Below are 21602 nucleotides of genomic sequence, written 5' to 3'. Positions count from 1 at the left end.
ATCGTTTTTTCTCTTTAGTTAGACAGCGTTGTTATTATTTTGGAATTTGCTATCTACTCGACTACCAAAAAGAATTGGTAGGTTCGTTTCCATATGGGCCTATATCTACTAAGCCCGTCATTCACTTACTACGATAAAAAACACCCCGTTTTGCAGGGTGCTCATAGAAAGCTCAATAAACTGTTCACCACATTGTTTGCTCTTGCCAAAACGGTTATTTGCAAACGCATTCCCTATTTCGATTTACCAGATAGAGGGTAAATCGGTGGTTCACTCTTCCTTTATAGGTATTCAAAACAGGCGTAAGGTTAACACCTAATCGTGAAATCGCCTAGACACCTACCTCAAGATTGAATGACTTCCTCCTAATAAAAAGGTACAGAAGACAACAACTCTGGTCTTTTTTTGACATAGGGCTCTGCTCTACCCCTTTAAAATACTGGGCAGCCTGCACCTCATTCACCAAACGCATCCCAGTCATAAACAAAATCTATTTTGCCTTGAGTCGCTCATTTATTGAGCAATCCCGTCTTTTTTATAACAAACTCCCAGCACTGAATTATGTTTTTCATCGCTTGAGTGGCTATTTTATAAACAAGGTTCAGCCACCCAAAAGACAAATAAAGACACCACCTACCTTATTAAACTCACTTGTTATTTGAATATCTGTGAAATTTTTAGCACAGAGGCTTGCACACACTGACGAAGCCACATATTCCCGCTACAATGGCGTTTTCTCTACATAACAATAGGAAACACCATGACACTGTTGAATGCAGATTCAATCGAGCATATGAGATCAAACGTCACATTCGCGTTACAAGAAGATGTTGGCACAGGCGACATAACGGCTCAGCTCATCCCTGATGACCATGAAATTACCGCGTCTGTTATCTCTAGAGAATCTGCTGTTTTATGTGGCCAAGATTGGGCTAACGAAGTGTTCAAACAACTGGGCAATAATGTCACTTTGGAATGGCATGCAAAAGATGGCGATTTGCTCACAGCTAATCAACCGTTTTTAACCCTAAAAGGTCATGCCCGCACTATTTTGACTGGCGAACGCACCGCACTCAATTTTATTCAAGCTTTATCCTATACTGCAACTATTGCCCGTCAATACGCTGAAGACGTTGCAGCCACAAATTTGACCATACTCGACACGCGCAAAACCCTACCAGGCTTACGCAGCGCACAAAAGTACGCGGTCTCAGTAGGAGGCGCGCAGAATCATAGAATTGGTTTGTTTGATGCCTTCTTAATCAAGGAAAATCACATTATGGCTGCCGGTTCCATTAGCAAAGCGGTTGCTATGGCCAAACAAATCGCCCCGGGTAAAACCATAGAAGTGGAAACAGAAAGCTTAGCAGAAGTCGCCATGGCGGTAGAGGCTGGCGCGGACATTATCATGCTTGATAACTTTTCCTATGAAGACATGGAAACCGCCGTTAACCGCTTTAAAGGTCGCGTAAAATTTGAAGCTTCTGGCAACATGGATCAAGAAAAACTTAAACGTGTTGCCCAAACAGGGGTTGATTATGTTTCCATTGGAGCCCTAACAAAACATGTTCAAGCCATCGACCTCTCGTTACGAGTTCATAACTAAGGAAACATAATGAGCGACAGCATACTAGTCATTAATTGTGGTAGTTCTTCTCTAAAATTTGCCGTTCTTACTGATGAAGGACAAACCGTTCTTCTAGAAGGTATTGCCGAAAGGCTTGGTGAATCGAATAGCACACTAACATTTAAGAAAGAAGGGCTTAAAGAGTCTATCTCGCTTCCTGAAGGCACTCATAAAAGTGCCGTTGCCGAAATCAAGAAGTGGCTTGATAACAGACCAACGATCTTAAACAGTTTGACTGGTATTGGACATCGAGTAGTACATGGGGGGGAAACATTTAGCCAGTCCGTTTTGATCGACCAAAATGTCATCGACGGCATTGCTGAATGTGCTAATTTCGCCCCTCTGCATAGCCCTGCCCACATTATTGGTATGTATGCTGCCATTGAACTGTTTCCCGGCGTGCCACAAGTGGCGGTCTTTGATACTGCCTTTCACCAAACATTGGCCGCCGAACAATACTTATACCCGATTCCAATGGCACTTTATCGCCAGCACCACTTCCGCAAATACGGCTTTCATGGCACCAGTTATCGCTATATTAGTCGCCGTTTGGCTGAGATCGAGCCAAACAGCTTACAACAAGGGGTATTGGTCGCCCACTTAGGCAATGGCGCCAGCACATGCGCCATCAATAAAGGCAAATCGACCGATACCAGCATGGGGATTACTCCCCTAGAAGGCCTGATGATGGGCACTCGCTGTGGCAGTTTAGACCCCAGCTTATTATCTTTTATTGCCGATGCGGAAGGAATCTCTTCCGCTCAAGCCCTCGATGTATTAAACAAAAAAAGTGGTTTATTAGGCATTTCAGAGCTTTCTAATGATTGTCGAACCTTAGAAGATGCAATGGCTTCTGGTAATGAAAGCGCTAAATTGGCGCTGGATATGTTTGCTATTCGAACCGCAAAGTATCTAGTCAGCACGGCCACCACTCTCGACCGAATTGATCATTTGGTCTTTACTGGAGGTATTGGCGAAAATTCTTCTTACATTCGTGCTGCCATATGCCAACAATTAAAAGCCTTTAATATCCATATTGATAGCGATAAGAACGCCTTGCGTGGAGCCACAATGAACATTGAGTCAGCCCAAAGTCAAACAAAGGTATGGATCATTCCAACCAATGAAGAGCTGATGATTGCATTAGATACGATCAACTTAATTCGCCAATGATTTTTAACCGATACTCGCTCAAGTAGGAACTCTTAATTATGTCGACAAATGTGTTAATGACAGTACCGACCGGACCCGGTGTTGGTTTAACATCTGTCTCTGTGGGTCTTGTTCGCGCCTTAGAACAGCAAGGATTAAAGGCCAGTTTCTTTAAACCCATCGCCCAACCTCACCCTGGCGATACTGGCCCAGATAAATCTACTGCGATGGTCGCTCAAGGCTCAACGCTTTCTCCCGCTGAGCCCATCCCCTTACATGAAGCAGAACGCTACCTGTACAATGACAACATTGAAGAGCTAATGGAAGAAATCGTTGGTCGTTTCCAAGCCAGCGTAGAACCAGACTCCACCGTAATAGTGGAAGGCCTTGCGCTTATCCCAGGCCACCCCTATGCCACACGCCTTAACAAAGCCATTGCCCGCACTCTTGATGCCGGCTTGGTGCTCGTCACTGCCCCAAACAACATGCGTGTCAACGAACTAGAACACCATGTTGAAATTGCCGCTGGATCCTACGGTGGCATTAAAGCCAGCGATGTGATTGGCTGTATTCTTAATAAAACCACCCCAGGCTCCCTAGGGGTGAAATCTTACGGCGATCTATTTGCGCAACGTGGTATTTTCAAACGCAACTTCAGCCTATTAGGGCAAATCCCAGTTTCAGAGGAGTTGACCTACCCTCGGGTGAAAGATGTGGCTGACTTCTTGCAAGCCAAAGTGGTGAATGCCGGAGAGATGGAAACCCGTCGCGTACAGTCCTATACATTATGCGCCCGTGGTGTCGAAAACATGCTAGAAGCGCTGCGCCCAGGCGTGCTTGTTTTCACCCCAGGAGACCGTACTGACATCATCATGGCAACCGCCATTGCTGCGCTTAATGATACTAAAATTGCAGCATTGGTGCTCACTGGAGGCTACCAACCTAGCGCCGCTTTAATGGAGCTTTGTGGCAAAGCCATGGCCAAAGGGTTACCGGTACTTTCCGTAAGCTCAAATAGCTGGGAAACCGCCATCACCATGCAATCTTTTAACCAGGAAATCCCTTTAGATGACAAAGAGCGGATTTTAACAGTAAAAGAGCACATTGCACGTTGCATCGATCATGACTGGGTTAACTCCTTCGCTATGAACCAAGAAGAAAGGAAACTTTCCCCACCTGCATTCCGCTATCGTTTAATCGAACAAGCGCGCTCACTGAACAAACGTATTATTCTGCCTGAAGGCGAAGAAATCCGTACTATCCAGGCGGCATCAATTTGTGCCGAGCGCGGAATTGCTCGCTGTACTTTATTAGGCAAAGAAGCTGAAATACTGCGCATTGCACAAAACAACGGCATTGAGCTTAGCCACGGTGTAGAAATACTCGACCCTGAAAGCATTCGTGAACGTTATGTCGCCCCTATGGTTGACCTGCGCAAACACCGAGGCTTGACCGATATTATTGCCAGAGAGCAACTTGAAGATAATGTCGTACTGGGCACCATGATGCTGCAAACTAACGATGTTGATGGTTTGGTTTCCGGAGCCATTCATACCACGGCCAACACCATCCGCCCGGCACTTCAATTGATAAAGACATCTGAAAATGCGTCCTTGGTTTCCTCCGTCTTCTTTATGTGCTTACCTGATCAGGTATTAGTCTATGGGGATTGTGCCATCAACCCAGATCCGACAGCTGAGCAACTCGCTGAAATTGCTATTCAAAGCGCGGATTCTGCAACCGCGTTTGGCATTGCTCCTAAAGTGGCCATGATCAGTTACAGCACTGGTGGATCAGGCAGCGGTAACGACGTCGATAAGGTGCGAGAAGCCACTGCTATTGCCCAACAACGCCGCCCTGATCTGCTGATTGACGGCCCACTGCAATACGATGCCGCCATCATGGAGAAGGTCGCCAAGCAAAAGGCGCCTACCAGCAAGGTCGCGGGTAAAGCAACGGTGTTTATTTTCCCTGACCTTAACACGGGTAACACCACTTATAAGGCAGTACAACGTAGTGCCGATGTGGTGAGCATTGGGCCTATGCTGCAAGGCATCCGCAAACCAGTCAACGACTTGTCACGCGGAGCGCTAGTGGATGATATTGTCTATACAATCGCCATTACAGCTATTCAAGCTGGCCAAGCAGCACAAAAAAACCATTAATCCTGCCTTAAGGCCTAATGTCACAAGACATTAGGCCTGGTAACAAGCCCCCCGTTATTTCTGAGTTCATCAGCATGACGGGGATTGCTTTGCGTTATTCAATGCCCCCTTCTTAGCCCCAACCTGAGTTATTCGTTTCTCATTTTTCGCTGCCCTGCAGTAAACAAAAATCACCAAAGTGAGGTGGTTTTATTTCACAAATAGACTAGTGTTTTAATAACGATTAGCAGGACGCTAACGCCCCCACCTCTTCAAGGAGTGAAGAAATGAATCACAGTCGTGTCCACCAAGGTGGTTTTACGCTATTAGAACTAATGGTCGTGATTGCTATTATTTCTATTTTAGCAGCCATTACTGCCCCCACCTTTACTCGCCAAATAACCAAAGCAAAGCTGGTTGAAGCACAAAACATCGCCACTCAAAGCCAGTCTTTTATTGAAGAATACATACTGCTCAATGGAGGTTTTCCAAGCAGCACAGAATTTGCCGAAATATCCCCCATTGTTGCCAGTGACTCGATCGTCAAAAGCATCGCGGTAAGTGACCAAGAAGCCAGCTCCGGCAGTGTTACCGTATCGCTCAATAGCGACACAGGTATTAGCGAAGGCAATTATTTGAAATACCATCGCGATGCAAACAACAACTGGCAGTGTGAATCTGATCTGGCCAGCAAGCTCCTACCACAGCAATGCACAACAGTGGAGGAAGCCCAATGACATTAGAAGAAATTCTTGCTCATGCGATTAAACTAGGGGCGAGTGATATCCATATCGAACAAGCTCGCCACCGACTCATCATTAGCACGCGACAATATGGGGCGCTGATTTTGTTAGCGCAACTAGAAGAAGACAACCCTCTTATTAACCGGATTAAAATGCGCGCTAATTTAGATCTATCAGAAACCAGGCGCACTCAAGAAGGCCAGTTTTCTTTTGCCTATCAAGGTCAAACCACCTTCGTTCGGGTCAGCTTAATAGCCACAGTAAAAGGCGAAAAAGCGGCCCTGAGGTTACTGCCAGAGAAACACCGATTTACTCTGGAGAGTATTGGCTTACCCACACCATTACTGTCACAGCTAATCCGCCAACTCGAGAAGCCCAGCGGGCTGATTTTAGTTTGTGGTGCGACGGGGGCTGGAAAAAGCACCACTCTTTACTCTTGCTTGGATTACCTTAACAATGGGAAACGCACCATTTTCACCATTGAAGATCCTGTAGAGCATGAGATCGCAGGTTTATTTCAGTGTGAACCTAAACCTGACATCGGCTTAACCTCATTTAACTTACTGAAAGCCTTTTTAAGGCAAGACCCTGATATTATTATGGTCGGTGAGATTCGGGACGCAGATACCGCGAATCTTGCGATCAACGCGTCTCTAACGGGACATTTGGTGCTGGCCACGCTCCATACAAACTCAACCTTAGATGCCATTCACCGCTGCCGAAGTTGGCAAGTGGATTTTTTCTCCTTGGTCAGCTCGCTCAAATTAATTATCCATCAGGCTATGACTTACCGATCCAGTAGTCAGCAAGCTATTTTCAGTGGCTTGTTACCATTGTGGCAAGCGACTTTACCCATAGACTACGAACAACTCATTGCCACGCCCTCTCTGTGGCAAGCTTACAGCCAACGAAATAGCGAGCCTCCCCATGCCTTGGTTTAGCATTCAACAAGACCACTGCCAATATTATCGATACGCTGAATCAGAGCAAAGCCTGTTACTGCATTATGTGTCCTTAGGCATCTGGGATATCGACTGTCGTCCTTATCACCCCCATTACTTTAATTATAAAACACTCTTGTTGTTTTTTACCGAAATCAAAAATGCATTGCACAATGGTTTGCAATTAAATGAAGCGATAGCAAGCCTTTCAGAGTCATCAAGCAATGCTATTTTAAGTCGAAATTGTTCGGCCATTCATCACGAACTAACCGCCGGCAAATCATTTAACGTGACCTTATCTAGGTTATCCCAAGCTCGCTGTTCGCCGTATTGCCAACTTATTATCAACAATGGCTCCAGAGAAGACTGCGCACAAAGTATTGATACATCCATAGAACAATTAACCTCACTACTAAGTTGGTCTTCGAAATTACTCAAAGGAATGACTTACCCTTTCTTTATTATGCAAGTCGCACTTATCATAAACCTACTTTATGGTGTATTTAGTAACGATGGCGCCACTTCGAGTCTCCTTATTAATGGCGCCAGCTATTTATTGACCAGCGTACTGCAAGTCATTGTGATGATTAATTTCATTAATGGAAATGCCAGTAATTGGTTTGAAAAGGTGAACGCCAGTTTTCGGTTAAGCAAGCTATTAAGGCTTTTAAGTGCTAGCCGAAAAACAGGAAAAACACTGCAACAGGCTTTATACGGCCTGCCATTGCACTTTAAACATGCCCAATTAAAGGAAGACATTCTTTTCAGCTACTACTCACTGCAGCTTGGTAAGAGTTATCAAGCCAGCTTTCCTCAATACTGGTTTCCTAAAGAATCCGCTTTGGCGCTTGAAGCCGCCAGTCACAATGGCAATATTGATAGGGCATTGACACTGGCAGCCCAAGAACATGAGCGGCACTGCCAACAGGTGATCTATTGGTTTGAAAAAATCATACCTGCTGTCTGCCTTTTTATTGCCGGTGCATTTGTCGTCTCTTCCTTACTGTCTATATATCAACCTTTGCTTGAGCTTCCTTAGTGATGACCACTTTGCTGTGCTGGCTAGCTTACGCCGCTGTGTTGCTCTGTTTGGGTAGTTTTGCTGCACTATATTCCATCCGCTGGCCCGCTTTGAATTTATATTTAGCAAGACAAGAAGCCCACGAACTCTTGTCTTTATCGTTTAAAGAACACAGCCCTAAAAGCTATATCTATGGACGCTCCAATTGCCCACATTGTGGCCATATTTTAAGCTGGAAAGAGACAATTCCATTGTTCAGTTATGCCTATTTAAAAGGCAAGTGCCGTTTTTGCCAAACCAACATTTCACCCTATTATTGGCAAATCGAAGTATTATTTTTGCTGGCCGGCTTGCCATTACTTTGCTTACCCTTGTCGCTTTATGAACTGGCACTTAACACCATAATATTAACTTCCCTGCTTTGCGCTGCGATCATAGATTACCAACATAAAATCATCCCAAATGAATGCAGCGCCCTGGTGATTGCGGCAAGTTTGGCCCTGAATATGGGCAGTCCCTTGTTAGACGCTTCGGTTTTAGGGTTGTTATCTGGCTATGCAATTGTCGCTACGCTAAGAGGGTGCTATCTTTATTATTATAAAAAAGAAGGCATTGGGCTTGGTGATGCGAAGTTGCTTGCAGCACTCGGTGCTTGGCTGTACTTAGAGTCACTGTTTAGCATCTTACTCTACGCCAGTTTACTGGGCATTTTCTGCTCTCTTCTTTTCTCCTCGAAAGGCCAGCAAACGATACCGTTCGGTCCTTTTTTAGTCTTTTCAAGCATTGTTTATTTTTATTGTAGTTACTTATGAATCAAAAATATGCTCCTCCGATTATCGGCCTCGCCGGTGGCATCGGTTCTGGTAAAAGCACCATTACCAAGTATTTTAATAACCTTGGTATTCAAAGCGTGGATGCTGACGACGTAGCACGGGAAGTGGTACAACCCGGCTCTTCCTGTCTGACCAAAATCGTTGAACGTTTTGGCGCCAATATTTTATTGACTGACGGCACTCTAGACCGCAAGGCGCTGCGTGACATTGTCTTCAAACACCCAGATGAAAGACGTTGGCTCGAGTCCATTACTCACCCAGAAATCCGGGCTTCCATCGCCACTCAACTGGCCAATGCCCACTCTCCTTACGTGTTGTTAGTACACCCGCTGTTATTCGAAACTGAGCAAAACAAATTGTGTAAATTTGTCGTTGTCATTGATACGCCTAAAGAAATTCAAATAGAGCGTATTATTCGTCGCGACCAAAGTACTGAAGAGCAAGCATTACGTATTATTAACACCCAATTAAATAATGAAGAACGGCTCAAACAGGCAGACTTTATCCTTAAAAACAATAGCAATTTGATTGACTTAGATGATAAAGTCGTGACATTAAACCAGTGTATTTTAGCAAGACTAGATGTAAGAGAGTTAAACCAATGACCTTGATTGCCTGCCCAACCTGCCAAAAGAAAACCCCTTGGTCTACAGAAAACAAAGACCGACCTTTTTGCAGCGCAAAGTGCAAGTTAATCGATCTCGGCGAATGGGCAAATGAAAGCTACGCCATCCCTCAACAAAGCTCTGAAGAAGATGATGTTTTTTCAGAACAACTAACCATGGACCCTAACAAGTCATTTCTCTAACTTAACGATATGGATCATCTACATGGGACAGACTGATTTCTCTAGCCATAAGGCCCTGCTCATAGAAGACATGGCAGAAGCCAGAATAATGCAAAAAAAAATGCTAACCGATTTCGGCTTCCAGTCCGTTGACATCGCTATGAAAGCAGAGACAGCAATAGATCTACTTAAGACTCAATCTTTTGATCTTATTCTGTCAGACTATAATCTAGGTAATGGCAAAGACGGCCAACAGCTACTTGAAGAAGTCCGCCACTCTGAACTCATTCCAAACACAGCAACCTATTTGATGGTCACAGCAGAAACATCTATTGAAATGGTGATGGGGGCCATCGAATTCCAACCGGATGGCTATATCACCAAACCTTTCTCACAAGCATTGTTACAACGTAGATTATCCAAGTTGTTAGAAATGAAAGCGAAGTTGAAACAAGTTAACTTAGCACTTGATGAAAAAGACTTTGCCAAAGCCATAGAAGAAGCATATTTGGTAATGGAAGCCCACCCTTCGTTAGAAGGTAAGTGCCTACGAACCATTGGCGAATGCTACCTAGAAATGCAGGAATATGCACAAGCCAAAGCGATATTCTCTAATGTTTTGAAAAATAGAAAAATGCCATGGGCGGTATTTGGTGAAGCGCGAGCCTGTTTTTATCTTAATCAATTAGAACAATCAGAAAGTAAGTTCCGACAATTAATGATAGATAATCGCTTTTTTGTTAGCGCTTATGATTGGCTCGCCAAAATTAAAATAGCACAACAAGATCATGTAGCTGCTCAAGCTATTTTGGTCGAGGCAATTGAACGCTCACCAAAAAATCTATTACGCCAAATGGAGCTAGGGAAACTGAGCTCAACTATCGAAGACTATGAAACTTCTGAGCTGGCTTTTCGTCGCGCGGTGTCACTTGCCAAACACTCATGCTACAACAATGCGGAGATTTACCTTAAGCACCTCTCTACATTCGTTAAATTATCAGAGCAGAACCCTCTTTCGTCTCGCCAAAAAGAAACCTTCCAGTCCACCCTGAAAAAAATCCATCAATTATTCTTTGACGATCCAGCGGTAAGAGCACAAACCTATTCTTACGAAACAGACATTTACCTGAACATAGAAGATACAAATAATGCTAAAAACACACTTGCATTATGGGTTCGTGACGTTGAGTCTGGCATTGCATTAGCGCCAACCAATCAACAAAACAAACAATATAAACTCGCGCTTGAGAACTAATCATGAAAAAAATGGACATCAGTACGATTCTTGCCAGCGCCATCCATGAAAGCAAGAATCAAGTCGGCACCCTTTTGTATCAGTTACAAGGCGTAAAGGAAACCCTGCCTAAAAACAATCTTAACGAAGCAAAAATAACCGTCATTGAAGAATCCCTCAAAAAACTCAACGACGAATGGGTAGAATACCTTTATTTATATCGCTTGGCGTCAAATGGTTATGAGCTTCATGTTGATACGTTTTTACTCGATGAATTTTTAGACGACCAAGTATTTGCACTGCTAACCTCTGCTAATGCGAAAAAACTAGAGCTAAGCTACCATTGCGATAGCCAATTAACTGGCACATTTGATGAGCGCCTTATGACCGCCGTGGTGGGCACCGCAGTCTATAATGCGTTACGCTTTGCAAGATCTAAAATTCAAATTCATGCAACCAAAGAAGAGAACTTTTTGGTCATCAGCATTGAAGATGATGGCCAAGGCTTTAACACCGCACAAGAAGAAGACAGCCCAGAGTCCAATACAGGATTAGGTTTGTACTTTGCTCAACTGTCCGCAAATGCTCATGTGTGCCATGATGAGGAAGGTTATATAGAAAAACAAGAATCCACTGTCTTAGGTGGTGCTAAGCTTGCTATTTACCTACCGCAATAACAGTCAGAAAAACACAAGTGAAGCCCTCTCGTTAGCGCTTCACTTGTGATTCAAGGGCAAGCACTTAATCAGGGTAAGAAGATTTCAAACCGACTGCCACCTAAGGCAGATTCATTACTCAAACGAACCCAACCTTGTTGTTCACGGCTTTTATGCATACTGGCCACTAAATAACAGTAATACCAAGCCAACATCTGATTGGTTAAGCCAGAAAAACCTTGGCCCTTGATGATCTCAGAGAAATGTTCTAACCGTTCTTCTGGATACCCCCTGCCATTGTCATCAATAATAATTGAGGTGCCCTGTTGCGTTTTCTGTAGGTCAATTTGCACCGTATCTTTGCTATAGCGAATGGCATTCACAATCGCAATGTCTAACACATGGCTGAGCAAGTTCACATCCAAATAACTGCTTATATCATGCTTCGCAACCAAGTTAATGGTGACACCCACTCGACGGCATAAAACGTCATGAGCGATTACCTGCTCTTCTATTAACTCCAGTAAATATGCATCAGTCAGCTGAAAAGATAATTGGTTTTTTTCCAATAGATACAAATTATGAAGTTGCCCAATGCTGTTCTGCATGCGACTTACTTCATAATGAATCGAAGTTAAATCACTCTCTTCCTCACTTTTCTCGGTGTCGCCGAGCGGAATTTTCTCTAAAGTATGCTGTAATAAATTCACCGATTGTTTCATATCATTCATAGAGGCGATCATTACATGATGAAAGTCGTTTTTCATAAAACTGCTCATACTGAATCCTGATGGTATTTAGCGACATAGTTTTTAAGGGCCTGCAGTCGTGAAAATTGTTTATGATTTTCTTTAACATGACTGATTCTTGCAAAAGCCTCTTGGCATTTCGCTAACATGGCGCGTTTATTGGGTGAAGTTGCCATCTTTTTAATGGCAGTTTGGGCAAGATTCAAATTCAATCCTGGTTGATTAGGCGAGATCTCTAATGCAGCTTCAAACACTCTAATTGCTTCGTCGTAATCTTTTTTCGCATAAAAATTGAGCCCTTGAGAATTAAGTGACTTCGCTCTCGCCCGAGCCCCCATTGGAATTGGCTCATCAATAAAGTCAAAAATGGCCTGCTCTTGTTCAGCGCTCATATCTGAGAGAAGATTGTCGGACTGCCACAGCTGAATAGCTTCCCCTTTTTGACCCGCTAAAAACAACGTTTTACCTAACTCAATGACGATATCTGGGGTCTTAAGCTCTGGCGACTCTTTTAATAAAGCCTGCGCGGTTGAGAGACTCGCTTGAGCATGCTTGTTATGCCCTTGTGCACTGTATAAGCGGCTCTCAGAAAGTGCTTTTTTCACTCGTACTTCATGCAGATCAGAATATTTTTTAGACACTTTACTTAAGGCAAGCAAGGCATCATCCGTCATTTTTTTGCGATCTCGCCCCTCCAAATCAACCGCAGCGTCAGCCAATAAATCGACCACTTGAAAGTATTCCTCAGGGGATTCATTGATCGTATTCATCGTCAACTTTAACGCTTGCTGACCGGCTTTAACCGCACTTTGAATGTCGCCGTTTTCACGACTTAGGTTAACCATATTTTGCTGTCTAGAAGCCACCAAAGGAGACAGTTTTATCCCCTCCTCAAGCACTTGCTGCGCCTTATGGTAGCGCCCTTTTTTTTGCAAACAAGACGCTAGCAAATCATAACTTTCAACGCTTTGCGGGAAACTTTTCAATATTGACTCTAAACTTTGAATAGCCAGGTCCCACTCTTCCTGTAAGAGATGCATTTTTGCCATGCCTAACATGGCCCATTCAATGTCTCGCTCTTGTAGCTCTTGTTCACATAAGCGAGTCAATTCCGACCAAGACTGAGTGGCTAGAAAAGTGTCAACCAACGCTTTTTTACACCAAACCGAATAGCGCCCTTGACTAGCTATGTGGTGCTCACATAACCCCTGCAAACGGCTAAAATCTTGCTTGGCTTGTGCCTCTTTCATGTCCACCAAGGCATTATTTTGTGCAAATAGGCGTTCTAGCCTTTTACTCAATACGCCCTGTGTAAAAGGCTTACTTAGGTAATCGTCGGGATGGGATTCCATAATACCAAATACCACATCACGACTTGTCTCGGCTGAAACCACAATAAAAATCGCATCACTTTTTAAAAGCTTTAACTGACGTAATTCTTCCAATACTTGCTGGCCATTTTTTCCATGTCCAAGTCTAAAATCACACAGTACTAAATCGTATTTTCTGGCATAACAGGCTTCAACTACCCCTTTCCCGGTGGAGGTTTGATCGACTAATGAAAAGCCCAGTGCAACGAGCATTTGCCGAATCGACTGGCGAGAATTTTCAAATTCATCGGCAACCAGCGCCGAATACTCTGCGTAAGAATGAGAACTTTTCGTTGGACCTGATCGTATTCGCGTATTGATGTCTACCATATACTCACATTCAATTTGTTGATTTAAGGTGAGCCACTAACAACTGACCCGCGTCTTTAATATGTTGACTAAGCAATAATAATGCCGTCGATTTTTCTCCCGACTCTATCAGATTCAGCAACTCAAAATGCTCCTGTTGGCTGTGATCTTGATAGTTCATCGGACCATACTGAAAACCCAAATAGCGGCTTGCTTGCTGATTCAGCGAACGCACCACTTTATATAAAGTTGGCCTATTAGCTGGAAAATACAACACTTTATGGAAGGCCCAATTTAACTCCCCCTTCTCCAGCAAGCTTAGACCCGACTTATCTAACAACGCTAGCGCTGCTCGCGCCTGCTTCACGTCTTCTGCCGTTATCGAGTCAAAGGCATAAGATAACAGCCGCGGCTCCAAATCTGCTCGCATTAGACAAAGGTCCTCTGCCTCTTGCCAATTCAAATCAGGAATAATATGCCCTGCTTTGCCATGAGATACCAGCCAGCCTTCTGCTTTTAACTTCTGCAGGGCGTCGCGAACAGGGATACGGCTTACCTGATATCGTTCAGATAATTCTACTTGCCTCAAAGGACGGCCAACAGGCAAACGGTTATTCAATATGTCATCTTTTATCTTTTGATAGAGCTGCATCCGTTTCGCCTCACGTCACTTTTTTGCCACTTTAGCTGCCAGTAAAAAAGCACTGCCTATGACAATTCCCCAAAAAGCAGATGCAATACCGGCAAAAGAAACGCCTGAAACAGTAACTAAAAAAGTCACCAAAGCGGCTTCTCGGTATTGATCATCGGACACCGCACTCTTTAGATTTACCCCGATGGTCGCCAATAAGGCGATGCCGGCTAAAGCCGCTATCATGGTGTGCGGAAAAACAGAGAACAATGCTACCACCGAGGTGCCTGCCAAGCCTGCTAATAAGTAAAAAACGCCTGCTGATAATCCTGCTATATAGCGGCGTTTAGGATCCCGATGACATTCATTCCCCGAACAAATAGCCGCTGTAATGGCAGCCAGATTAAATGCAAAACCACCTAATGGCGCTAAAATGACCGATGCTATTCCAGTCCAGCTGATCAAAGGTGATACGGGGACCTGGTATTGACTACTGCGCATTACGGCAACGCCAGGAATATTTTGCGCTGTCATGGTGACAATAAACAACGGAATACCTATGCCAATCAAGGCGCTAATATTCCATTCAGGCGAAACCCAAACAAAATGCCCAATAGACAAGGGAATTTGACTTAACATAGCATCATCTGAACGCATCACTGATAGCAGGATTCCCACCAACAAAACAATTAAGATCACGTAACGCGGTAAGAAATACTTCACCACCAGATAAGTAACGAGCATAGCCGCCACTAAAAACGTATCCGTTTTTAACGACTCAAAAATACCCAAGCCGAATTTAAACAGCACTCCAGCTAACATGGCACAAGCGATAGGTAACGGCACTAAGCGCATTAATTTATCAAACAGGCCAGTCACTCCGGTTAATAGCGCCAAAGCCCCTGCAAAAATAAACACACCAATTGATTCTGCATAAGAAATTTGCCCTAGGCTGGTAGCCAAAAGTGCAGCGCCTGGCGTTGACCAAGCCGTAATGACTGGGGCTTTATACCATAAGGAAAGAAAGAAACAGCTTGCCCCCATGCCAAGCCCTAACGCCATAATCCAAGAGACAATCACATTAGAATCCGCCCCTGAGGCTTGAGCTGCTTGAAACACAATGGCCACAGAACTGGCAAAGCCAATCAGCACCGCCACAAAGCCTGCGACCACGGCACTAAGACTAAAATCTTTTAATATAGACAACACCTTTCTCTCCATAATAGGCTTAAAGAAAGCTAACTATAATTGTAAATTATATTTTTTGTATACATTTTTCATTATTACTTCGATATAAACAAAAAAAAACCGCTTCCATGCCCCCATGAAAGCGGTTTTTTTTGTGTAATGCCGTTCTTTTAGATCGGTTATTGCCCTAGATAAGCATTCAAGAACGCTTGCGTTCGTTCTTCTCGCGGGGCACTAAAGATATCTTCAGGGACACCTTCTTCAACAATTTTACCCTTATCAAAGAAACATACTCGGTCACTAATCTCACGAGCAAAATACATCTCATGGGTCACCAGCAACATAGTAAAACTCTGCTCTTTTGCTAGATTTCTAATGACGTCCAGCACTTCATCCACCAACTCAGGATCCAACGCCGACGTAATTTCGTCTAATAATAAAATAGCAGGACGCATGGCTAAGGCTCTTGCAATCCCAACACGCTGCTTTTGACCGCCAGATAAGTCATTAGGATAACTCTCAGCCTTATCTGCCAAGCCAACCAATTCTAATAACGCTTCTGCTGACTCTTCTGCATCCTGTCGAGATAACCCCTTAACACGCATCGGCGCTTCCGTGATATTTCGCTTCACTGTCATATGGGGAAACAGATTAAAATGCTGGAATACCATTCCTAGCTGCTCGCGCATTTTATGCAAATGTTTATTAGACGCAGGCACATACCTATCATTCCACAGCATATGCCAGAGGGATTCACCTGCCACATTAATATAGCCGCCATCGATGCCCTCTAAGGTCATCAATATTCTTAACAAGGTACTCTTCCCTGAACCACTCGGCCCAATAATAGAAACGATCTCGTTTTCTTCTACTTTAAAACTAAAGTCATCAAAAATAGTAGTATCACCAAATCGCTTCTGTACATTCTTAAACTCAATAATTGGCTGACTCATTTCAAACTAAATCCTTCTTTTGGAAAACGTTTTTCTATCTGATGAATACCGTAAGCTGCCAATACACTGAAAACGAGATACAGAATTCCAACTAACGTAAAAGGCTCTAAGTAACGGAAATTTTCTGAACCGATGATTTTTGCCACTTGTAACATTTCTAGCAAAGTAATCGCGGATAACTGAGGGGTTTCTTTGAACATGGCAATAATGTAATTGCCCGTCGCAGGTATCATTGGACGTATTGCTTGCGGCAAAATGATGTCTTTGTAAGTATCAAATGAGGTTAAATTCAGAGCTCTAGAAGCTTCCCATTGCCCCTTATCAACCCCTTCTATACCACTGCGAAACACTTCAGATAAATACGCACCATAATGAACACCAAGGGCAATAACACCTGTCATAAGAGGTGACATGCTTAAACCAAACTCTGGCATGACGTAATATAAGAAAAAGATCTGCACTAACAGTGGTGTACTGCGAATAAACTCCATCAACCAATACACAGTCACTCGTACTGTCTTACTCGAACCACGCCTTAATAACGCAAAAATCAAGCCCACACAAATTGCCAACAAACTGCCTAAGAAGGTTGCTAAAAGTGTGACCTTGGCCGCTGATAGAATCATTGGCAAGACTTGCCAAACAAAAGTCCAATCCCAGTTAAGTTCAATCATCAGTTCATCCCTCCGCGACCTAAACCTCGGCTTAGACGCTTTTCAAGGTAACGAAAAAATAAGGATAGACACTGGGCCATAGCGAAATATAGCACCAACACAACAACAAAAATCTCACCCACTTGCAATGTCATGTCAGCTAATGATTTGGCCTTAAAAGTTAAATCTGCGATTGTAATCAGAGAGACGAGCGAAGTGGCCTTAACCAACTCAATGGCCAGATTGCCAAAGGGAGGGATCATATTAACCAAAGCTTGCGGCAGAATAATGCGCAATAAACGCTGGCTAGACGTAAAGTTCAGTGCCACCGATGCTTCATACTGCCCTTTGGGAACCGCTTGAATAGCGCCACGCACTACTTCCGTTCCATAGGCTCCTATATTAAGACCTAAAGCGATAACACCGGCTGTCATGGCATCGATTGATAAACCAAAAAAAGGCAGCACAAAGTAGATCCAATAAAGCTGGATTAACGCAGAAGTACCGCGAAAAAACTCAATATATAGAATAGACAGCTGCTTAAAAGGGGCCGGAGCGTATAGGCGAACCAGCCCAAAGGTAAAGGCCATAAAAGCGGCAAGCGGTAAAGCCATTGCTACGATCTTAATCGTAACAATAGCACCTTGGAGTAATACGGAGACAATTTCTCCAAATTCCATTATCTGACTCCCTACTGGCAAAGCGCAGCAGTGGTAACTTCACCTGGCAAGGTGTGCTTACCAAATCCGTAGGGTTTTACTAAGGCTAAGTGCTCCTCGCTGCCAATAAAAGATGACAGCTCATTATTGAAGGCATCACGCAATGGCTCATCACCAGGACGGAAACCAAAAGCGCCATAGCCCTTAACAGAATTTCCCTTTATCACTAGGTCATCAAAAGGCTGAGCTAATTCAACTTTTTGGTCTTTATTGGCCAAAGTCGCCATGGTTAAACTCGTACCTGCTAGCGCATCAATACGGCCAGCTTTTAATGCTGCCACACCGGATGGGTAATCTGGCAAGGTGACAATTTTACCCATCTCAATACCAAAGTCTCTTGCATAGCCATACTCAACTGCGCCAGACATAACGCCTAACTTCACTGACTTAGTTTTTATATCCTCGTAACCATGAAGCTTTTTTGGATTGCCATTTTTGACAATGAACCCTTCGCCGATACTATAAGTAGGATTAGAAAACAGGACTTGCTTGCAACGCTTCGGCGTCACATACATGCCTGCTGCAATCACATCAAATCGGCCTGCACGCAGCCCAGGAATCAAAGAACCAAATTCAGTAACAACAACCTTTATATTTTTGACATCCAACTGATGAAGCACATGAACCGCAATACTTGGTGCCTCGCCTGCTGGCTTTCCATCGGACGTGGTATAGCCATAAGGCACCTCATTCGCTACACCTATCGTCACACTATTATTACTTTTGATCTCATCTAAAGTGCTCGCTGACACAGAAAAAGACAGTAAAACACCAACAAAACTAATTAGAGATATAACATATCTCCTCGCTAAAAAATGCATAAAAAGACCTCATCCATTGTGGTTATTAATATTTATAAGTAGATCAACCCTTACTACACTAAATAAATTTCAAGAAGTATTCAAGAATTGTTTAGTCTTGTAATGTTTTTAGCTGTTAACTTTTCCGTTAAAGGATTTCTTCTCCGCTTATGTCCAATCTTAATTGCCACGGTATAATGAAGGCCTAACAGCACTATAAGATAAGATTGTGTAAACTCATGGTTAGATTTGCATATCGAGATATTTCGATATACTTTAACATCATCTGCTTAGGTTAAAGAAATGACTCAGAACGATTTAGATAGCATCATTAAAGCGCTTTCCAACCCAGCGCGTCGTGATATTTTAGCGTGGCTTAAATCTCCGGAAATAGAATTTCCAGAGCAATGCAGCAATTATCAATATGGCGTTTGTGTTGGGCAAATTTTCGAAAAAGCAGGACTATCTCAATCGACGGTTTCTTCTCATTTAGCCAATCTTCAACGTGCTGGGCTGGTGACTTCTAAACGCCAAGGACAATGGGTTTACTATCAACGCAATGAACAGTGCATTGAAGCGTTTGCAGACTATTTGAAACAAACTTTATAATTTTGGAGTAAACATGTCTCAGCTATTCGAAACCATGACGGTAGGTGAAATAGAGCTCAAAAATCGCATCATAATGTCCCCTCTGACACGCTGTCGGGCGAGCGAGGGCCGAGTTCCCAATGATTTAATGGTTGAGTACTATACTCAACGTGCTTCTGCTGGCTTAATCATAACCGAAGCCACTTCAATTGAACCTATGGGAGTAGGCTATCCAAATACACCAGGTATTTGGTCTGATGAGCAAGTTGAAGGCTGGAAGAAAATCACTCATGCGGTCCACAGTAAAGGCGGAAAAATCGTTTTACAACTATGGCATGTAGGCCGAATTTCCGACCCAACCTATTTGAATGGGGCGAAACCTGTTGCTCCCAGCGCTATCGCCGCCGAAGGACACGTTAGCTTAATTCGCCCTATAAAAGCATTTGAACAGCCTAGAGCGCTCGCAAACGAAGAGATCAAAGAAATCATTAAAGCCTATCGAGTTGCTGCTGAAAACGCTAAAAAAGCAGGCTTTGATGGCGTGGAAATCCATGGCGCAAATGGCTATTTACCTGACCAATTTCTGCAATCATCCACCAATCAACGTGATGATGAGTATGGCGGAAACATTGAAAATAGAGCTAGATTTCTACTTGAAGCCACTGATGCGGCCATAGATATATGGGGCGCGGGTCGTGTTGGGGTTCACTTATCACCTCGTTGTGATGCTCATGATATGGGCGATAACAACCCAAGAGAAACATTTGGCTATGTTGCCAAAGCTCTAGCCCAAAGAAATATCGCTTTCATTTTCACCAGAGAGCATTTTAATGAGCCTGGTTTGACAGCCCAAATCAAAGAACAATTTGGCGGCGTTGTCATAGGTAATGAAGCGTTAACAAAAGCACAAGCAGAAGGACTAATCAAAAGTAACACCATTGATGCGGTTGCCTTTGGTAAAGCCTACATAGCTAATCCTGACCTTGTCACACGACTTGAACAAGATACTGAACTCAATGAGCTAGACACCAACACCATGTATGGTTCGGGCCCAGTTGGCTACACTGATTATCCGTTTTTAGAAACAGAAACGGCTTAATACAGATACATAGCAAGTTGAATAGAAATACCAGAGCATTAAGGCACCTAGCCACATAAGGTGTCTTATTGATCTGGTGTTATTGCCTTTCTCTTGTACTAACATACCCCATAGAACACAGGCTAACGCCCCCATTATCATTGTCATACAAAGCATCAAACTAGCTCTACTTTAAAAGATAACTGGGTTAAGCTGTTGCATAAAATTAAAAGGAAGAGGTTTACTTTAGTAGAGCTAATCTAGGTTGGCTTCTTTGCATGAAAGAAGTTAACACGCTCATCTTTAGTCACTCATGATGGTTAGATAACAACCTATTAACAAGAACACCGAGATGTTCTTTTTAAAGATAATTTTACAGTTTAAACATTCCTTTTAAGAGAATAATTGTTTACAGAAAATAGCCAGTGAAGCGAATAGCGTTGCTGAGTGATAGTAGGTGTTATGACGCTCTAAATGACAACGGGTGATTGGGCTTTAATTGAAGTAAATCCCATAAGTTACCGTAGAGGTCTTCAAACACAGCTACTGTGCCGTAATCCTGTTCTTTAGGCTCTCTAATAAACTTTATACCCTCAGATACCATACGTTTATAATCACGCCAAAAATCATCAGTATTTAAAAATAAGAATACTCGACCGCCAGTTTGATTTCCCACAAAGTCATTCTGCTCAGGCTTAGATGCACGAGCCAATAAAAGTGTTACGCCATTAGAGCCAGGTGGCGAAACGACAACCCAACGTTTATCTTGTTCTGATTGGTATGTATCCTCAACAAGCTCAAATTTAAGTTTGTTTACATAAAAATCAATTGCCTCATCATAATCTTTAACGACTATGGCAATATGTACTATCGATTGTTTCAACTCATCTACCCTCGAAATAAATGCTAGTGTAAGTCGGCGCTATAACGCCCAATTTAACCATGAAGCACACAACCACAAAACCCAATTTGAATCAGTCAACACCGCCCCCCACCTAATAGCACCTAAAGCACCTAATAGGACAGGCACCTCTTTTTAAATGGACAGGCACATATCTCCTCTATAACCACACTCTTTAAATAGACAGGCATATATCCCCTCTTTAACTAGACAGGCACTAGCTGATAGCTCTATAGAAACTCAGCTTTTTTTGTTCATACAGCAGGAAGTTAAAACACAATATGGGCGTTTTAAGGCGTAATGAGAGGCGTCTGTGGTTCTGGCTTCTTCAAAAGGAATTTTTACACGTAAGAAATTCTCAGCTTAATGCTGATAGATGACATTCAGATTGCTATTGGATTCAGCCGAGCCGCTGATTACGATTGCTGTGCCGCTTTCGTTGGTGAGCGTCATAATACTGATCAAGGGAGGCTATTTGCCCAATTACCCTGCCCGTTCTGGCTTCAAATTCCGTGGCCATGCACA

The 21602-nt window shown here is 43.3% G+C and carries 22 protein-coding genes; 13 read left to right on the top strand and 9 right to left on the bottom strand.

Features of this window, described 5'->3' with window-relative positions; genetic code table 11:
- Positions 1 to 760: 760 nt before the first annotated feature.
- From nadC to DFP81_RS02965, 11 genes are all read left to right on the top strand, one after another.
- On the top strand, positions 761 to 1606 hold the full coding sequence (gene nadC / locus DFP81_RS03015; protein ID WP_115896301.1) for a carboxylating nicotinate-nucleotide diphosphorylase: 846 nt from the start codon (positions 761 to 763) through the stop codon (positions 1604 to 1606).
- A 9-nt stretch (positions 1607 to 1615) separates the two neighbouring features.
- Positions 1616 to 2800, top strand: coding sequence for an acetate/propionate family kinase (locus DFP81_RS03010; protein ID WP_115896300.1), 1185 nt, complete (start codon positions 1616 to 1618; stop codon positions 2798 to 2800).
- Positions 2801 to 2838: 38 nt separating this feature from the next.
- Complete coding sequence (pta, locus tag DFP81_RS03005; protein ID WP_115896299.1) at positions 2839 to 4944, top strand: phosphate acetyltransferase; 2106 nt, start codon at positions 2839 to 2841, stop codon at positions 4942 to 4944.
- Between the two features lie 266 nt (positions 4945 to 5210).
- Positions 5211 to 5660: a pilin gene (locus DFP81_RS03000; protein ID WP_115896298.1), complete on the top strand. Its 450-nt coding sequence runs from the start codon at positions 5211 to 5213 to the stop codon at positions 5658 to 5660.
- The gene (locus DFP81_RS02995; protein ID WP_115896297.1) at positions 5657 to 6607 is read left to right on the top strand and encodes a GspE/PulE family protein; all 951 of its coding nucleotides are present in this window, start codon (positions 5657 to 5659) and stop codon (positions 6605 to 6607) included. The genes DFP81_RS03000 and DFP81_RS02995 overlap by 4 nt, the downstream gene beginning before the upstream one ends.
- The gene (locus DFP81_RS02990) at positions 6594 to 7646 is read left to right on the top strand and encodes a type II secretion system F family protein (protein WP_115896296.1); all 1053 of its coding nucleotides are present in this window, start codon (positions 6594 to 6596) and stop codon (positions 7644 to 7646) included. The genes DFP81_RS02995 and DFP81_RS02990 overlap by 14 nt, the downstream gene beginning before the upstream one ends.
- A gap of 2 nt (positions 7647 to 7648) precedes the next feature.
- The gene (locus tag DFP81_RS02985; protein ID WP_115896295.1) at positions 7649 to 8440 is read left to right on the top strand and encodes a prepilin peptidase; all 792 of its coding nucleotides are present in this window, start codon (positions 7649 to 7651) and stop codon (positions 8438 to 8440) included.
- Complete coding sequence (gene coaE, locus DFP81_RS02980; RefSeq protein ID WP_115896294.1) at positions 8437 to 9066, top strand: dephospho-CoA kinase; 630 nt, start codon at positions 8437 to 8439, stop codon at positions 9064 to 9066. Before DFP81_RS02985 ends, coaE begins: the two co-directional genes overlap by 4 nt.
- The gene (locus DFP81_RS02975) at positions 9063 to 9269 is read left to right on the top strand and encodes a DNA gyrase inhibitor YacG (RefSeq protein ID WP_115896293.1); all 207 of its coding nucleotides are present in this window, start codon (positions 9063 to 9065) and stop codon (positions 9267 to 9269) included. The genes coaE and DFP81_RS02975 overlap by 4 nt, the downstream gene beginning before the upstream one ends.
- Positions 9270 to 9291: 22 nt before the next feature.
- A complete protein-coding gene (locus tag DFP81_RS02970) occupies positions 9292 to 10503 on the top strand; it encodes a response regulator (RefSeq protein ID WP_115896292.1) in 1212 nt (403 codons plus the stop codon).
- A gap of 2 nt (positions 10504 to 10505) precedes the next feature.
- The gene (locus DFP81_RS02965) at positions 10506 to 11159 is read left to right on the top strand and encodes a sensor histidine kinase (RefSeq protein ID WP_115896291.1); all 654 of its coding nucleotides are present in this window, start codon (positions 10506 to 10508) and stop codon (positions 11157 to 11159) included.
- Positions 11160 to 11227: 68 nt separating this feature from the next.
- On the opposite strand, the gene DFP81_RS02960 is transcribed toward DFP81_RS02965, so the two are convergent.
- From DFP81_RS02960 to ehuB, 8 genes are all read right to left on the bottom strand, one after another.
- Positions 11228 to 11917: a sensor histidine kinase gene (locus tag DFP81_RS02960; protein ID WP_115896290.1), complete on the bottom strand. Its 690-nt coding sequence runs from the start codon at positions 11915 to 11917 to the stop codon at positions 11228 to 11230.
- Entirely contained in the window at positions 11914 to 13587 is a 1674-nt protein-coding gene (locus DFP81_RS02955) for a tetratricopeptide repeat-containing response regulator (protein ID WP_115896289.1), read from the bottom strand. Before DFP81_RS02955 ends, DFP81_RS02960 begins: the two co-directional genes overlap by 4 nt.
- Before the next feature lie 10 nt (positions 13588 to 13597).
- On the bottom strand, positions 13598 to 14218 hold the full coding sequence (locus tag DFP81_RS02950) for a GntR family transcriptional regulator (protein WP_115896288.1): 621 nt from the start codon (positions 14216 to 14218) through the stop codon (positions 13598 to 13600).
- Positions 14219 to 14233: 15 nt separating this feature from the next.
- The gene (locus tag DFP81_RS02945) at positions 14234 to 15406 is read right to left on the bottom strand and encodes a benzoate/H(+) symporter BenE family transporter (protein WP_115896287.1); all 1173 of its coding nucleotides are present in this window, start codon (positions 15404 to 15406) and stop codon (positions 14234 to 14236) included.
- Between the two features lie 158 nt (positions 15407 to 15564).
- Positions 15565 to 16338 (bottom strand): ectoine/hydroxyectoine ABC transporter ATP-binding protein EhuA, encoded by a 774-nt coding sequence (gene ehuA / locus DFP81_RS02940; protein WP_115896286.1) that lies wholly within the window; start codon positions 16336 to 16338, stop codon positions 15565 to 15567.
- Positions 16335 to 17012 carry an ectoine/hydroxyectoine ABC transporter permease subunit EhuD gene (gene ehuD / locus DFP81_RS02935; protein WP_115896285.1) on the bottom strand — a complete coding sequence of 226 codons (678 nt, stop codon included), beginning with the start codon at positions 17010 to 17012 and terminating at the stop codon, positions 16335 to 16337. The genes ehuA and ehuD overlap by 4 nt, the downstream gene beginning before the upstream one ends.
- Positions 17012 to 17671, bottom strand: a complete 660-nt coding sequence (gene ehuC, locus DFP81_RS02930; RefSeq protein WP_115896284.1) for an ectoine/hydroxyectoine ABC transporter permease subunit EhuC — start codon at positions 17669 to 17671, stop codon at positions 17012 to 17014. The genes ehuD and ehuC overlap by 1 nt, the downstream gene beginning before the upstream one ends.
- An 11-nt stretch (positions 17672 to 17682) precedes the next feature.
- The gene (gene ehuB / locus DFP81_RS02925) at positions 17683 to 18531 is read right to left on the bottom strand and encodes an ectoine/hydroxyectoine ABC transporter substrate-binding protein EhuB (protein ID WP_115896283.1); all 849 of its coding nucleotides are present in this window, start codon (positions 18529 to 18531) and stop codon (positions 17683 to 17685) included.
- Positions 18532 to 18813: 282 nt separating this feature from the next.
- Here ehuB and DFP81_RS02920 point away from each other — a divergent pair, with 282 nt between their 5' ends.
- Both DFP81_RS02920 and DFP81_RS02915 read left to right on the top strand, forming a co-directional pair.
- Positions 18814 to 19119 carry an ArsR/SmtB family transcription factor gene (locus DFP81_RS02920; RefSeq protein WP_115896282.1) on the top strand — a complete coding sequence of 102 codons (306 nt, stop codon included), beginning with the start codon at positions 18814 to 18816 and terminating at the stop codon, positions 19117 to 19119.
- 13 nt (positions 19120 to 19132) lie between these two features.
- Entirely contained in the window at positions 19133 to 20197 is a 1065-nt protein-coding gene (locus tag DFP81_RS02915) for an alkene reductase (RefSeq protein WP_115896281.1), read from the top strand.
- A gap of 439 nt (positions 20198 to 20636) precedes the next feature.
- Here the strand turns inward: DFP81_RS02915 and DFP81_RS02910 are convergent, their stop codons facing one another.
- Positions 20637 to 21059 carry a VOC family protein gene (locus tag DFP81_RS02910; RefSeq protein WP_115896280.1) on the bottom strand — a complete coding sequence of 141 codons (423 nt, stop codon included), beginning with the start codon at positions 21057 to 21059 and terminating at the stop codon, positions 20637 to 20639.
- Positions 21060 to 21602 lie beyond the last annotated feature (543 nt).

The sequence above is a fragment of the Marinomonas pollencensis genome (genome assembly GCF_003387375.1).
Lineage (GTDB): Bacteria > Pseudomonadota > Gammaproteobacteria > Pseudomonadales > Marinomonadaceae > Marinomonas > Marinomonas pollencensis.
This window is presented reverse-complemented; position numbering and strand designations above follow the sequence as displayed.